This window comes from Methylocystis iwaonis (assembly GCF_027925385.1).
Classification (GTDB): Bacteria; Pseudomonadota; Alphaproteobacteria; order Rhizobiales; family Beijerinckiaceae; genus Methylocystis; species Methylocystis iwaonis.
In genome coordinates this window covers 251653-266609 of record NZ_AP027143.1, presented here as the reverse complement: position 1 = coordinate 266609, position 14957 = coordinate 251653, and the positions used below count along the sequence as shown (strand labels likewise).

General features: G+C 63.8%; 12 protein-coding genes. 2 read left to right on the top strand and 10 right to left on the bottom strand.

Going from position 1 to position 14957, the window contains the following annotated elements; genetic code table 11:
- Positions 1–7: 7 nt before the first annotated feature.
- Positions 8–3289, bottom strand: coding sequence for an HAD-IC family P-type ATPase (locus tag QMG84_RS18995; RefSeq protein WP_281932225.1), 3282 nt, complete (start codon positions 3287–3289; stop codon positions 8–10).
- A gap of 223 nt (positions 3290–3512) precedes the next feature.
- Between QMG84_RS18995 and QMG84_RS18990 the strand changes: the two genes are divergently transcribed.
- Complete coding sequence (locus QMG84_RS18990) at positions 3513–3812, top strand: hypothetical protein (protein WP_281932224.1); 300 nt, start codon at positions 3513–3515, stop codon at positions 3810–3812.
- Positions 3813–3849: 37 nt separating this feature from the next.
- Positions 3850–5151, top strand: coding sequence for an MFS transporter (locus QMG84_RS18985; protein ID WP_281932223.1), 1302 nt, complete (start codon positions 3850–3852; stop codon positions 5149–5151).
- Between the two features lie 53 nt (positions 5152–5204).
- Here QMG84_RS18985 and QMG84_RS18980 read toward each other — a convergent pair whose 3' ends face one another.
- From QMG84_RS18980 to QMG84_RS18940, 9 genes are all read right to left on the bottom strand, one after another.
- Positions 5205–5894, bottom strand: a complete 690-nt coding sequence (locus QMG84_RS18980) for an ATP-binding cassette domain-containing protein (RefSeq protein ID WP_281932222.1) — start codon at positions 5892–5894, stop codon at positions 5205–5207.
- Positions 5894–7063 carry an ABC transporter permease DevC gene (gene devC, locus QMG84_RS18975; RefSeq protein WP_281932221.1) on the bottom strand — a complete coding sequence of 390 codons (1170 nt, stop codon included), beginning with the start codon at positions 7061–7063 and terminating at the stop codon, positions 5894–5896. The genes QMG84_RS18980 and devC overlap by 1 nt, the downstream gene beginning before the upstream one ends.
- The gene (locus QMG84_RS18970; protein ID WP_281932220.1) at positions 7060–7980 is read right to left on the bottom strand and encodes an efflux RND transporter periplasmic adaptor subunit; all 921 of its coding nucleotides are present in this window, start codon (positions 7978–7980) and stop codon (positions 7060–7062) included. The genes devC and QMG84_RS18970 overlap by 4 nt, the downstream gene beginning before the upstream one ends.
- Before the next feature lie 158 nt (positions 7981–8138).
- Positions 8139–8915 carry a DUF1295 domain-containing protein gene (locus tag QMG84_RS18965; protein WP_281932219.1) on the bottom strand — a complete coding sequence of 259 codons (777 nt, stop codon included), beginning with the start codon at positions 8913–8915 and terminating at the stop codon, positions 8139–8141.
- 69 nt (positions 8916–8984) lie between these two features.
- Positions 8985–10133 (bottom strand): prodigiosin MBC biosynthesis dehydrogenase PigA, encoded by a 1149-nt coding sequence (gene pigA, locus QMG84_RS18960; protein WP_281932218.1) that lies wholly within the window; start codon positions 10131–10133, stop codon positions 8985–8987.
- Positions 10134–10172: 39 nt separating this feature from the next.
- A complete protein-coding gene (locus tag QMG84_RS18955) occupies positions 10173–11258 on the bottom strand; it encodes a nitroreductase family protein (protein ID WP_281932217.1) in 1086 nt (361 codons plus the stop codon).
- The gene (locus QMG84_RS18950; protein WP_281932216.1) at positions 11255–11983 is read right to left on the bottom strand and encodes a 4'-phosphopantetheinyl transferase family protein; all 729 of its coding nucleotides are present in this window, start codon (positions 11981–11983) and stop codon (positions 11255–11257) included. Before QMG84_RS18950 ends, QMG84_RS18955 begins: the two co-directional genes overlap by 4 nt.
- On the bottom strand, positions 11967–12314 hold the full coding sequence (locus QMG84_RS18945; RefSeq protein ID WP_281932215.1) for a hypothetical protein: 348 nt from the start codon (positions 12312–12314) through the stop codon (positions 11967–11969). Before QMG84_RS18945 ends, QMG84_RS18950 begins: the two co-directional genes overlap by 17 nt.
- 31 nt (positions 12315–12345) lie before the next feature.
- Entirely contained in the window at positions 12346–14955 is a 2610-nt protein-coding gene (locus QMG84_RS18940) for a polyketide synthase (RefSeq protein WP_281932213.1), read from the bottom strand.
- Between the last annotated feature and the right edge of the window lie 2 nt (positions 14956–14957).

Genomic DNA, 14957 nt, shown 5'->3' with positions numbered 1-14957 from the left:
GCGCGACTTATCTGGCAGGCCCGATTTGGAGCAACGCCTCTCCAGCCTGCACCTGCTTGCCATACTCGAGACGGCTGTCGCGGACGGTCCCGGCGCTGGGCGCCGTCAGTGGCGCGCCCCTCTCGAGCGTCGCACGCAGCGCCTCCTCGCGCCGGGTGATCTCCGCCCGGACTCGCGCCAGGCGGGCTTCCGCGCGCGCCGCCGCGCCGCGGGCATTGGCCCTGGCTGCGGCGTTGGACACGCGCCGGCTCACGACGCGGTCATAGGCCGCCTTGGCGCGTGCCAGCCCGGTCTCCGCCTTGCCCTGCGCAGCCTGAGCGACTGTCAGCGCCTTGCGCGCACGCGCGAGTTCTTCCTCGAGCTCGGGCGGAACGATCCGGGCGCAGACGCTCCCAGCCTCGACCAGAGCGCCGTCGTGGCATGCGACCGCCTCAATTCTCCCCGAGACCGGCGCGGACGCCTCGATCGGCGGCGGAACGGCGACGCGCTCCGCATCGGCAGTCCGGTCGCGCCCACTGCGGTCGATTGTCGCCAGCTCGTCGCGCGCGCTCTCGCGCGCGGCCTGCCAATAGAGCGTCCCGCCGGCCGCGACGACAAGAAGGAGGCCCGCCGCAATGGGCGCATACCGGCGGGCGAGTCCCGCGTCGGCGGCCGCGACCTCGGGTGGCGCCTTGGGAAGCTTGCGGCGCTCGCCCCACCATTTTTCGAGCTCCATGACCACGAGCAGCGATGCGCCCAAGGCGAGAAGCGCCCCCCATTCGGCAAGCGTCGGCGGCTCGATCCGTAACGTATCGGCGAGGACGGGCATATGCGCCGCCAGGAGATGGATGACTTGCGCGCCGATCACGCTTGCGACGAGCAGCGGACTCGAAAAGAGGCCCTTATAGAAAAGCGAGTGATGTTCCGAGCGCGCGTTCAACGCCTGGAAATTCTCGAAGACGACGAAGAGCAGGAGCAGCAGATTGCGCGCGCTGTCCGTGGCGTAGCCATGCTCGATGAGCCAGTAGAACAAGGCAAAGCCGACGCCGGCCATGACGAACGCCGAATAGACGTTACGGATGATCATCACCCGGTCGAAGATCGGCTCCTGCGGCTTGCGCGGAGGATAGGTCAGTTCGTCGCCTTCGGGCTTTTCGGCGGCCAGCGCGATGTGCTGAACGCCATTGGTGACCAGGTTGAGCCACAAGAGCTGCACGGGCAGTAGCGGCATGGGCAGGCCAAAGGGAATGGTCAGCAGAAACAGCAGCAGCTCGGCCGCGCCGGTCGAAACGAGAAGGAAAATGACTTTTCGGATATTGGCGTAGGCGACGCGGCCCTCCAGCACGCCGCGCACGATCGAGGCGAAATTGTCGTCCGCGATAATGATGTCGGCGCTTTCCTTGGCGACATCGGTGCCTTGCCTGCCCATGGCGACGCCGACATGCGCGTGCTTGAGCGCCGGCGCGTCGTTGACGCCGTCACCCGTCACTGCGACGAAATGGCCGTTGCGCGCCAGCGACAGGACGATCGCGAGCTTCTGGATCGGCTCGACGCGGGCGTATATGCGGGCGCGGCCGGTCAGGGAATCGAGCGCCGCCTCGCCGGCTTCCTCGGCACGCTTCACTTCTTCGCCCGTCACGATCTGATCGTCTGAAAAGACCATGCCCGCGTCCTTGGCGATGGCGGCGGCGGTGCCGGGCGCGTCGCCCGTGACCATCGCCACCGCAATGCCCGCGTCGCGGCACTTTGCAATGGCTTGCCGCACTTCCGGACGCAGCGGATCCTGCATGCCGACCATGCCGAGGAAGACGAGATTTTGAAGATGGCTCACGCCATAGCCGTGCTCCGGCTCCGGCGTCACCTCGCCCTCGGCGAAGGCCAGAACGCGCAGTCCCTTCGCCGACATCTCGTCCTTCTGGCGCCAGAGCGCCTCCCGATCGATCGGAGCCAGCGCGCCGCCGACATCCATGCGGCTGGCCATGGCGATCAGCGTCTCCGGCGCGCCTTTCGCAAAAGCGAAGACAGCGCGCTTTTCCTCGTGGCGGTGAAACGACGCCGCATATTTGAGGTCCGGTTCGTAGGGAATGCGCTTCACCAGCGGATAGCGCGCCCTCAGCTCCTCATGCACGACGCCGCCTCGATGTGCGGCGACCAGCAAGGCGACGTCGACCGTGTCGCCCACGCCCCTGATCTCCTCCTTCTCGCGCCGGATCTCCGCCTCGTTGGGCAGCGCCGCCGCGCGCAGCAGGGCCGCCAGGAGAAGATCGGCTTGTTCGTTGCGCGTCGCGCCGCGAAAAGAGTAGGAGTCGAGTCCCTCGCCCGACTGCAGGGACAGAGCTGAGCCGTCCGGCAGCGCGATTTGGGTGACGGTGAGTTCGTTGCGCGTCAGCGTGCCAGTCTTATCCGTGGCGATCATGGTGCAGGAGCCGAGCGACTCCACCGCCGCCATCTTGCGCACGATCACATTGGACTTGGCCATGCGCCGCATGCCGATCGCCAGCGCCACGGCGATCGCAACCGGCAGCCCTTCGGGAATGGCTGCGACGGCAAGGCCCACCGCCATCATGAAGAGTTCGACGAACCCCATATGGCGCAAATAGCCGACGACCATCAGGACGCCGACGGCGATGGCGACGAGAATGGCGATGAGCTGCGAAAACCGCTCCATGCGGATGACGAGCGGCGGCTGCGAAACCGATGGTCTGACGAGCTCCCCGGCGATCTTGCCGACCTCTGTCGCGAGCCCTGTCCCTGTCACCTCGCCGGTTCCACGCCCGCGCGTCACCATCGCCCCCGCGAAGGCCCTGCCCTCGCGTGCGCTCTCCTTGGCGTTCGCCGCCCCGGTTTTCTTGACCGGCGCCGACTCGCCCGTCAGCAGAGATTCATCGCAACGCAAGTCGACGGCTTCGATCAGCCGCATGTCGGCAGGCACGCGGCGGCCGGCTTCGAGCAACACGACATCGCCCGGCACGAGGTCGCGCGCCTCGATCTCCTGCTGAACGCCGTCACGCAGGACGAGCGCCTGCGGCTGGTCCCGCGCGCGCAACGCTGCCGCAGCCTGGCCGGCAGAGTATTCCTGAACCGCGCCAATGATCCCGTTGATCAGCAAGACGACGCCGATAAAGACGGCGTCCTTCGCGTCTCCAACCACCATCGCGACAATGGCGGCGGCCACGAGAACGTAAATCAGCGGACTGAGAAACTGTCTGAGGAAGACCGCCACGAAGGAAGGCGGTCGCGCTTCTGGTAACGTGTTCGGTCCGAATTCAGCGAGGCGGCTCCGCGCCTCGAGGCTCGTCAATCCCTGCATGACGCTCCCGGAATATCCTGGCCGTCGCCGCGTCGCGGAGCATGATCTTCCGCCGAGAAAGCATGCTCCGTTCGAGGCGCCTGCGAAAGAACTAGCGTTGCCGCCGGGAGGGACAAGCAGGCGGGTCGCGGGCTCAGCCGTTGTCGAGAGACCGCTGCACGGAGCTTCGCCCCCAGTAGATGAGGAGGCGGTCGCGAGCTTGACGGCTGCAAACAAACATAGGATGAGGGTCCTCGAGCCGGGCGGCTTGTTCATCAACGGCAATCGCTTCGCGCTGGACGATCACGCCCTTCAGCCCGCCGCCCCCCAGGCGGACATCCGCAACTGGTTCAAAGTCTTCGGCAAGGCGAATCGCGACAATCTCCTCGAGGATTGGATCGTGCATTTGTTCAGCGACGAATCCGCGGATCGCCTCATGCATTCTTCGGAAACCCTGTCGGCAATGTGCGCTCTCGGCTTCGCGGATGTGCGATCGATTTATCGTGAGGGTGTCGACATGCTCGTGGCGACGACGAAAGCCTGAAGCGCTTGGCGCGACATCGACGAATCGGAATAGACCCATGACAGTTCAATTCCGGCCTTTGGCGCCGGGCCAAATCGAAGCGCAGCGCGGTCTCTCACGCAATGAGGCGAAGACGCTGGCGCTCGCCTCTCTCGGCGGCGCGCTCGAATATTATGATTTTATCGTCGGCGTCTTTTTCGCTAAAACCCTCGCCGCGGTGTTCTTCCCGCAAAACAGTCCGGAATGGCTCTCGCAGCTTCAGATCTTCAGCATATTCGCCGCCGGCTATCTCGTCCGTCCAATCGGTGGCGTCGTCTTCGCGCATTTCGGCGACCGCGTCGGCCGCAAGAGAATGTTCGCGCTTGGTCTCTTCCTGATGGCCTTTCCCACGCTGCTCGTTGGCCTGACGCCCGATTACAAGACGATTGGCCTCGCCGCTCCCCTTGTTTTTCTCTTCTGCCGGCTGCTGCAAGGGCTGTCGGTGGGTGGAGAAGTGCCCGGCGCATGGATTTTCTGCGCCGAGCATGTCCACAAAACCCGCGTGGGCTTCGCCTGCGGGCTGCTGATGGCCGGGCTCTGCTGCGGAATATTGATGGGCGCGCTTACCGCCAAAATACTGACGTCGAGCCTTAGCGCCGACGATCTCATCGCCTGGGGCTGGCGCATTCCGTTCATCCTCGGCGGCGTCTTCGGCCTGATCTCCGTCTATCTGAGGAAATATTTGCAGGAGACGCCGGTCTTCGAGGCGCTTCGCGAGCGGCGTGTCGCCGACGCCCGACTGCCGATCTCGCTCGTTTTCGCGCGCTGCAAAAGCGAGGTTCTCCTCTCCATGGCCGCGACCTGGGTTTTCGCGGGCGTCTTCGTGACCTATTTTCTCTATCTGCCGACCTATCTGCAGTCGCAATTCGACTATCGGGCGGCGGATGTCTTCACCGCGAACTGCTGGTCCATAACGCTGCTGATCCTCGGCAGCGTCTTCGTGGGCCGGGTCACGGATGTCATCGGCGGCGGGAAAGCCTATGCGATCGGCGGCGTTGCGATGGCGGCGGTTGTCGCCGCGCTCGGCTTCGCCCTTGCCAACGGCAGCGCATGGACGCTGCATCTCTATGCGATCGGCGGTTTCGCGATCGGAACGATCACGCTCACCCCTTATCTGATTATCCGCAGCTTCCCGCCTGAATTGCGATTCACGGGATTTGCTTTGTCCTACAACACCGCCTACGCCATCGTCGGCGGAACGACTCCGCCTCTAATGACCATCTTAGTCGGAGAGCGCGTCCTTGCCATGGCGCCCTTCTATTACATGTCGGCGCTCTGCCTTTTCGGCGCAGCGATCGGCTGGCTACGGCGCGAAGGGTGAGGCGATAGGGCTTTGAATGAATTGCGACATCGCGGTCGAGACCCTACTATCGGTTAACTCGACGGCGCCCGCGTGGGCGTTATTGCGCCATCCTCGAGAGTGATGACCCTGTCCGCGATATCGAGAATCCGATAGTCGTGAGTTACGAGGAGGATCGTTGCGCCATAGTCCTTAGCAAGGCGTTTGAGAATATTGACCGCTTCGTGACCGCTCGCCTTGTCGAGAGAGGCGGTTGGCTCGTCGGCCAGCACGAGCGTTGGTCGCGAAACCAAGGCGCGCGCGATTGCGACACGCTGGCGCTGTCCTCCCGACAATTGTTTCGGCCGACGGTCGAGATGGTCGGCCAGACCAACCTCGGTCAGCATATCGCCGGCTCGCTGTCGGCGTTCGTCCTCCGAAAGCCGATCGTCCAGTTCGAGCGCCATGCAGACGTTTTCCATGGCGGTCAGCGGCCAAAATAAATTGTGCTGCTGGAAAATGTAGCCGATTTGTCGCCGCACGCCCATGCGAACATTTTCGTCGCTGTTCACCAGCTCGCGGCCCAGAACGACGGCGCTTCCCGTCACGGCGAGGCGCAGGCCGCCCAGGATCGTGAGCAAGGTCGTCTTGCCCGAACCCGAGGGTCCGGTGAGTATGACGATCTCCCCCCGATCGATCAAAAGATCGACATTTTTGAGCACCTGGCGGCGGAATTCGCCGACGCCGTAAGCAAAGCTCACTCCTTTCACGTCGACCAGCGCCATCAGAACATATCCGCTGGATTCGCCGCTTTGAGGCGGCGAATGGCGAGCGCGCCGGCAAGCGAGCACATCGTCAGAATGAATGCGAATACTGTCGCGACTTTGCCGAACGGCATCGGGAAGGGAATGAATATTTCCTGTTCGGCAAGACGATAAAGCGCGAGGGACAAGGCAAGACCCGGCACAAATCCGAGAAGCGCGAGATAGATCGCGGACGAGAGAACCACCAGTTGGAGGTAGAAGTGCGAGTATCCCATCGCTTTGAGCGTCGCATATTGGCTCAAATTGTTGCTCACGTCCGTGAAGAGAATTTGGTAGACGATCACCATGCCGACAACCAATCCCATTACGACGCCGAAGCCGAAGATAAATCCCATCGGCGCAGAATTCTCCCAGTAGCCTTTCTCGAACTCGACAAGCTGGTCGTAATTAAACACGCGCATCTCCCGGCCCATCAACGCGAGCAAATCCGCCTGCGCCTTGCGAACGTCGGCGCCCGAGCTGAGCAGGACGAAACCGAGATCTATTTTATCCAAACTGCGTTGCGGAAAGATGCGATGGAAATTCAACTCGCTCGCGACGACGTTTCCGTCGGCGGCGAATGTCGTTCCCATGCGGAACGTCCCGACGATCGTGATCCTGCGCCCGTTGATTTCCGTCACATCCCGCCCTTCAGAAAGTTGCTCGGACACCGGGCCGAACTCGGGCCTCGAGGCAATGTCGAAGAGCGCGACATCCTGGCGTTTGAGATCGTCGCGGCGCGCGCGAATGTCGGCGCTATCGATCAGATTGCTGTTGAGATCATATCCATAGACCATCAAAGTTCGCTGTATGCGAGTGTCCATGTTCTTGAATTGTCCAAGCAACATGTACATGGGATAAACCGCGCGAATGTCTGGATGGCCGAGCGCGCGCATCAACGCGCTACGCTCGAATTGCACGGGCCGCCACAGCGCCTCCGTCTGCTTGTGCAGCACGAACAAATCGGCCCGCATCTTGATCGGGGCCGACGCGGCGCTCGCGTAAAGCGAATCGAGAAAACCGAGCTGCATGAACACCAGCACGCTGGCGAACAGGACGCCCAGCGTCGCCGCGATGAGCTTCGGTTTGTCGTATATCAGTTGCCGCCAGGCCAGACGAGCGGCGAAGAAGAAAATTGGAAACGACGTCATGGCGCGATGTGGACCTGAACCTGCCTGTAAATCTGATGCTGGAAATCTTTTCGCGCGGGGTCGGAGAGGGTCAGTCGAACTTCGACGACCCTGGCGTCGTGGTCCACGAGAGGATCCGAGCTGTTCACGAGATTCTTCTCAACCGTGAAACCGAGCGTTCGAACTTTCGCTTCGTAGGCAGCCTCGCTCGGAGGCACCCTCACGACGGCCGTCTGACCAGCCTTGACGCGCGCAATGTCGGATTCGTACACCTCGGCGACGACGTCCAGCGACGAAAGGTCGGCCATGTCCAAAATCCCCTTGTCGCCAACGCGTTCGCCCGCCCTTGCACGAATTTTGAGAATCGTGCCGTCTATGGGCGCCGTCGTCTGCGCTTGCAATAGCTGGAGCTTCTTGAGGCGAAGATTCGCTTCGGACTGTTTGAGGCTTGCGCGCGTCGCTTCGAGGTCCGCCTTCGCCTTGCTGGAGCGCAGTTCCGCCTCGTCGAACGCGAAGGCCGAGACCGTGCCCGAAAGGCGCAACGAATTCTTTCGGTCGTAATCTCGCTGGGCTTTCTTGAATTGGGCGTCCGCCGCGGTCAGATGCGCCGTCGAGACGGCGAATTCGGCTTCCGCGAGATCGACCTCCGCCTGGCGGCGCTCATAGTCGCTAAAGACGGCGACAACGTCGCCTTTGGCCACCTCCTGCCCTTCGCGAACCCGTATTTCCGAAATGACTGTTCCCGCGGCTCCCTGGTCGGGCGAGACGCGAATGACGCGCGACATCGGCTCGATGCGCCCAAGCGCGCCTACGCCCATAACCGTTTGGGGAGCAGCGGAATTTGGCGGCGACGTCTCTGCGGCCAGCGGCGCCGGGCGCGCTTGCAAGAGCGCGCCCGCAGCGATCAGCGTCAGTCCGATAAAGTTTCGCGCTACCATGAGATATCCTTGCGAATGTTTTTTTATGAACCGCTTTTCGCGTGGCGAAACGCGCCGACGGCCTGGCGTCTCGCACGCTGTCGAAAAAGATCGTTTCGGCAAAGCTTCGCTAACTGTGCGTCGCCTCCCATCGACAAGGGTCCCCGCGATCGACGCCTTTACGCGGACGGCCCTTTATTCTCGCCGGGAGAGTCGCCTGCCGACGGCGAGAACCGCGGCGCGAAGCAAGGGACGCGATTGCAATATTCCTCCCACGCGGCGCCGTAACGCTCCTTGGACATGGCCTCGCTCTTGGGGATCGCGTCGAGAAAATATTGCACAGCATTGGCCAGTGGCGCAATTAAACCCCAAGGTGAGGCGGAAAGAAGAGCGAAGGATACGAAAATGAGAAAATCGCCGAAATAATTCGGATGGCGCGACAGGCCCCACAAGCCCGTGTCCAGAATTTTGCCTCGGCTGCCCGTTTTCTGTTTGAAGCGCCATTTCTGGTAGTCGCCGCCGATGTGAAAGACGGAGCCGACGAGATAAACGCCAATTGCCGCGGCGTCGAAGGCGTCGAACCGTTCGGTCCGATCGGCGGCCCAAAGGAACGGCAAGCAATAAAGCCAACCGACGGTATTCGCCAGAATGACAGGCAAAGCATAGAGCGTCGGCCGATCGATCTGACCCTCGAGCTTGGCGGCGGCGGTCGCGCGATAGGCCGCCGTCAGCACCCAGTTCATATGGACGAGATAAGCGATCACGAAGGCCAATATCATGATCTGGCGCCAGAGCGCGCCGGTTCCATATGCGACGATGGTTGCGGCGACGACAAACAGCGTATTGAAACCGATGATAAATGGCGCTCTTGGCTCTTGGGTGACCTTCGCGGCGATCACGCCGAAAATGGCCAGCGCCTCGATAACAACCAGAAGAACAATATATTTTTCGTCCATCCTCAAATCTCTTTCTTCTTCATTTAGCTTGACCGCGCGAGGCGGCGCAGCCAGGCCCCTCACAAAAAATCAGCGCAATCCCATGTGGCGCGCGACGATCTCCCTCTGTATCTCCGAACTCCCGGAGAACAGGCGCGACGGGAGGCTGTCGAGCAACAGGCGGTCGAGCCCGTTGTCGGCGATCGCGGCGGAAGCGCCGAACAGTTGAATGGCGTCGAGACCCGCCTTCACGGCGCTTTCCGATATCCAGAGTTTGCTGAGCGCGCTCGCCTCCTCATGAGGCAAACCCGCATCGTGCAGCCAGCCAGTGCGGTAAAGCAGCAAACGGGCGGTCTCCAGACGAAGCTTCATGTCGACCAACTTGTCGGACACGCTCTGATTCCGCCCAATCGGCTTGCCGAACTGTCGCCGGTCGCGCGCGTGTTCGACGCACTGCTTCAGCACTCTCTCCATGGCGCCGACATATGCGGCGAACAGGCAGCCGCGCTCCCATATCATGCTGTCGTGGAAGATCGCGGCGCCTGCCCCCTCGGCGCCGAGCAGATTGGCCGCCGGGATGCGGCACGCGTCGAAATAGACGCTGCCCCAGGGACTGGTGGGCAGCCCACTTTTGCGCGCCTCGGGTTGGACCGTCAGGCCGGGCGCGTCGCGCGGGACAATAAAGCAGCTTATGCCAAAAAAACCCTGTCGCGGGTTTGTCTTCGCATAGGCGACGAAAACGTCGGCGATCGGCGCGTTTGTGATGAAACATTTCGAGCCGGTCAGCACATAGTCGTCCCCATCGCGCTGCGCCGATGCGCGCATCGCAAATGCGTCCGAGCCCGATTCCGCTTCCGTCATTGCATTTGCGGCGATAACGCGCCCGCTCGCCATGTCGCGCAGCCATTTCTCGCGAATCTGCAGGGAGCCGTGACGCCAAACCGGCACGACGCAGGCGAACATATGCGCGCACAATGAAAATATGAGGCCCAGATCGGCGCATTTGCGACCCAGCGCCTCAATCGTCAGCATGGTGTCGACCGCGCCGAAGCCCAGGCCGCCCCAATCGGCGTCGACCGGCAGTCCGGCCAATCCCATCTCTGCGGCGGCGGCCCACTTGGTCCGGTCGAAACGCGCGTCACGAATGCGCTCGGCCGCGCCCGCCGACAGAATTTCGGCCGCGAAGCGGCCAAGGTGGTCGTTGCGGGCAATCTGGTCGTCGGTCAGTTGAAAATCCATTGCGCGCTTCCTTACGAATGCGAAAGTTTTTCTTGATCTTCAGGTAATGTGAAGGAGTGCGTCGACCGCCCGGCGCGGACTTATCGACGGATTCGGCAAAGCGAGGCCAAATCTGGCGACGAAGACTGGACGGCCCGAGAGGCAGAGCAGTCGCTGTAACTCTCGACGCGGCGCCTCGTGCTGCAAAAGAACGCTTACCGGATGAAGAGCGAGGCCGGCCGCCTGTGCGTTCAACCAGATCTCGGCCAGCCGGGCGCCGGCCTGGAGCAAATCCTGGCGGCGAGGGCGCTCCTCGGGCAGGCTGCAGCACAGAAGACCGGGGCCGGCGGCGACGAGGCCTGCCAAAGCGTCGGCCATGCGCGAGGGGACGCCGAAGGGGCGGAGAGCTTGCATGACCAGGGGCGCGAGCGCAAAGCGTAGGAGCTGGCGCTTGAAAGGCGTCAGTGGCCCGAGCAGGCTGTCGATGAAAATGCCGTCGGTGACGTCCTCGTCCCCAGGTTCGCCGAAGCGAAGATGACGATAGGTTTCGGACCAGGCTCTAAGATGGGTGAAATCGAGGGCGGCATAACGCGCGGTCAATTTCGCAAGGCTCTCCAATGTTTTCGGGTCCGTTTCGGTGCGGATCTCGAGCGCCGCGCCGGTCACCGTTTCCGGCCAGCGGCGGGCGGACAACGCGGCAAGGGCTTCCGTCGGCGGCGGATCTGGAGCGAAGGGCGTGCGACATGTCCGGCGGCGGCGCCCAAGATCGACGAATGAGTCCAGGTCAGCGCCGCCAAAAACCTGGGCAGTGGCGCGCCGCACGGTTACGATCGCCATTAAAATCTCGCCGTTCGGCGACGGATCGTTCGCGTCGCACAAGGCCCACTCACAGGCCAGGCCGAGGCGCTGGAGCGCCGTCACGAGAAGGCCGAAGAACAGGCCGACGCTGAGAGCCATCTCCAAATCCAGGCTTTCGAGCGCAGTCAGCCGTCGGCCCTGATCGAGCGTGAGACAAAGCAAACGCTCATTCTCGCTGGCGCCGGGAATGACGGTCACCCGCCAAGGCTGACAGTTGTGCGACGACGGCGCCCATCGAGCCGCCTCGACGGCCTGTCGGAGGAGCAGCTCGAAATCCGGCCCGCTCATGTGCGCTCCGCTTTGCGTTTCGGCGAGGCGCCGACGACGACGATGGCGTAGTCGTCGATCAGCCGCCCATGCGCTTGCCAGTTTGCGAAAATGGCGTCCTTTTTTCGCGGCGCGGCTTCCAGGGGCCAGCGCCACAGCAGCCGGCCATTGTCGTCCCATCCGCGCCATTCCGGTCCCGGCAGGCCGTCTTGAATGCCGATCAACCGGGCCTTGCAGAACGCCTCCTTGAAAGCCCATCCCAACGTCGGCAACTCCGGCTGCTCAGCCTCCGCCCGGCCAAGCCAGGCGCGCTCGGCGTCGTTGAGAAACACCGTCCGAAGAGAGGCGTTGAACGGCCGCAGCCGTTCGATATCGACGCCCACCGGCGCCGATCCGGCAACCGCCGCGGCGAGCCCATGGGAGTGGCTAATGCTGACGACGCCCGCGATCGGCGAGACGGGCGGACCGCTGGCGCCGTCGCGATTCGAAACCGCGATGCGCGCGAACGGCGGCGCCGTTCCGCCGCTCGCGCGTAACCGACGACGCAGAGCCAGCTTTGCGGCGAGCCGGCCCGCCAGCCACTCGCGGCGGCGCTTCTCGAAACGCAGCGCGTTATAGGTTTCCGCTTCCTGGGGCGACAGCACGGCGCGGCGGCGCTTCTCGTCGGCCAGGCTTTTCGCCGTGACGTGAACGTCGACGAGGGTGACCGTCCAGTCGCCGAGCCGCACGTTACGAGCCCATCGCATCTGCGACATTCTTCGAATTCGCACGGTAACCTGCGCCAAGACGCGTTCCGATCGCCTCTTCGGCGATCTCGGCCATGGTGGAGAAGCGATCGACGAGCCGGCCGAATGCGGGGACCGCCATGTCGCGTTCGAAATCGGTCATGGACGTGACGAAGATCAATTCGAAATAATGGAACGCCGCACCGGGATCGAGGCTGACGCGCTGAACCGAGAATTGACGCACGCTGGGTAGGTCCGGGCAGGCGGCGTAGTCCTCCGTCATCACCCACTCCTCGAATGCGGGCGCGCGTTCGACGTCGAGCAGCCGAATTTTATGTATGACGATGTCCATCGGTCAGGTCCGTTTCCTCGCAACTGCGAAATCAGGGCGCTTCCACCAATATGTGGAAATTGACGCCGCCAGTGCCGAAAGAGTTGATCGCCGCCCGCCGCGGCCCGTCAGAGGCGGGCCAGGGTCGAGGCTTCGAGACGATGGCGCCCGGGATCGCCGCAAGCGCCAGATCGGGGTTGAGTTCTCGCCGCAGCAGCGTCGGCGGCACCGTTTCGCTGTTTAGAGCGAGCAGCGTCTTCATGAGGCCGGCGGCGCCCGCAGCGGCGAAAGCATGGCCGATGTTGGATTTTACCGAACCGATCAACAGCGGATCGCGGCGTGCGCCGCCTCCATAAACGTCACGCAACGCCGAAATTTCGACCCCGTCTCCGATGCGCGTTCCGGTTCCATGGGCTTCGACATAGGCGATGCTGTCGGGCGAGGCGCGGCCATCGGCAAAAGCGCGCCGAATGGCCAAGGCCTGTCCCTGGGGATCGGGCGCCGTCATCGACGCGGCGTCGCTCGACGCGCCGACGCCGATGATGCAGCCATAGATCGGGTCATTGTCACGACGGGCGTCGCTCAGCCGGCGCAGCACGAACATGCCGGCGCCGTCGCCTGGCGAAAAGCCGTCGGCGTTCGCCGCGAATGGCGCAATCTTGTCCCTGGACAGCATGAGCTGGGTCGAGCACAGGATGAGATCGCGCATGTTGACAGGCAGTTCGACGCCGCCGGCGACGACAAAATCGGCATAGCCGAGCCGCAGCGCCTGCATCCCGACATGCACCGCGGCGAGCGACGACGCGCAGGCGGCTTCGATCGCCATCGTTTCCGCGGAAAGCTGGAAGCAGCTTGAAATCAGCGCGGCGATATTGCCAGCAAGAAGCCCGTCGAGCGTGAATGAATCGATCTCCTCGGCGGCGCGCTCGGCGTCGGCCAGTCGCGACTCGTCGGGGCCGAGCACAGAGCCAAGTTCCGGCGAATGCAGGCGATTTGAAAGCTCGCGCTCTCTCGCGAGACAGAGGGGGGAGGCGCACACCACCATTGCCTTGCCCAGATCGGCCCGCCGCCCGGCGTCGAGGCCGAAATCATCGAGCGCTTCGGCTGCGACGCTCAAGGCGATCCTGTGTGCGACGTCGAGCGCCGCGACGCGCTTGGGGAACAACCGCAAACGCTTCGCGTCGAAACGGTGGATCTCCCAATCGGCGTTCAGCTCTCCGCCATTCTCGGCGTAACTGGTCAGGGCGCGGGCGGCGCCGCCGCTGAACGCCGCGCCGCGCGGCAAAACCCTGTCGCTGATCCGGCCGATCCCGTCGGCGCCGGCGCAGAGCGCCTCCCAATAGGCCGAGCGGCCAAGGCTCGGGCCAAAGCAGCCGCCGAGGCCGACGACGGCGATAGGCTCGGGCGCGCTCGCCGGTTCCGCAAACGGCCCACCAGCGGAGCGCGGCTTGTCGCGCCGATCGAGAATGACCGTCCAGGTCAGGCCGCCGAGGCCGACGCCGAACACAGCGAGAGGCTTTTTCGGCGCATCTTCGTCGTCGAGCGAAAGGATCGCCGCGACGATCCCGGTCAGTCCCGCGTTCGCGAACCCATGGCCCAGCGCGCTTGTCGCGCAGGTCAGCGGTCTTCCGGGAAAGGCCGCCGCGGCGGTCGCCGCACCGGCGTGGCGGAGGCCCGGAACAACACACTCGACCGACGCCACGTCAGCGATGTCCAGCCCCGCCTGAAAGCAAGCCTCCCGAGCGCATTCGCGCGCCGCATCGTCGCTCCCGGCGTAGCGAAATTCGAGCGCATCCGTTCGCCGGGCCGCGATTCCCGCGACGACTGCGCGGATGCGGTCGCCGTCGCGTCGCGCGTCCTCCAATCTCTTCAGGAGCAACGCAACCGCGCCTTCGCACAACGGCGCGCCGGCGCCGGCCGAGTCGCCGTCAAAGCCTTTCGCCGCCAGCACGAGCGGCGCCAGAACGCTCTCGAAGCGCTGGCCGGTCGCAATGAGCGCGGCGTCGCTCTGACGCTCTGCGAGCGACAGGATGGCGGTCCTCAAGGCGGCGTAACCGGTGGAGTCGCCGTCCTCCATGGCCATGATGCGGCCACGCCAGCCATACATTGCGCCAATGCGGCTCGCGATGCTGCTCGACATCTCGCCGAGCCGGTCGTGCGACGAGGATCCAAAGCGCGCGCGCAAGGCCTCACGACCGGCTTCGACGGCCGCTGGATCGCCGTCGGCAAGCCACGTAAGGCCGTGTATTTTGAGCGCGTTGGTCAAGGCGCTGTCGAGCCCGAAGCAGGTCCCCACGATCACGTCGACGGTTTCCTTGGGCAGGCCGCTCCCCTCGTCGCCATAGCCCGCATCGCGCACGCAATCGCGCGCCGCCTGCATCAGCATGGGCGTGATGGTCGACACCGCGCGGTCGTAAACTTTCGGAATTCGGAACTGACGCAGGTCGACGCCGAGCTCGCCGAAAAAAGCGCCGCGGCGCCGACTGAGCCGCGCGCGAACGGCCGGCGGCGCCCGCCAAAACCGATCGATCGGATAAGGCGCGAATTCGGGACGCTCGTCGGCGAGCAAGCGGCGAAACGCGTCGATCCCGGCGCCCCAAGGATGAAGGCAGCCGACGCCGACGATAGCCACTGGCTCGATAGTGAAAGGCTCTCGTTGCACGG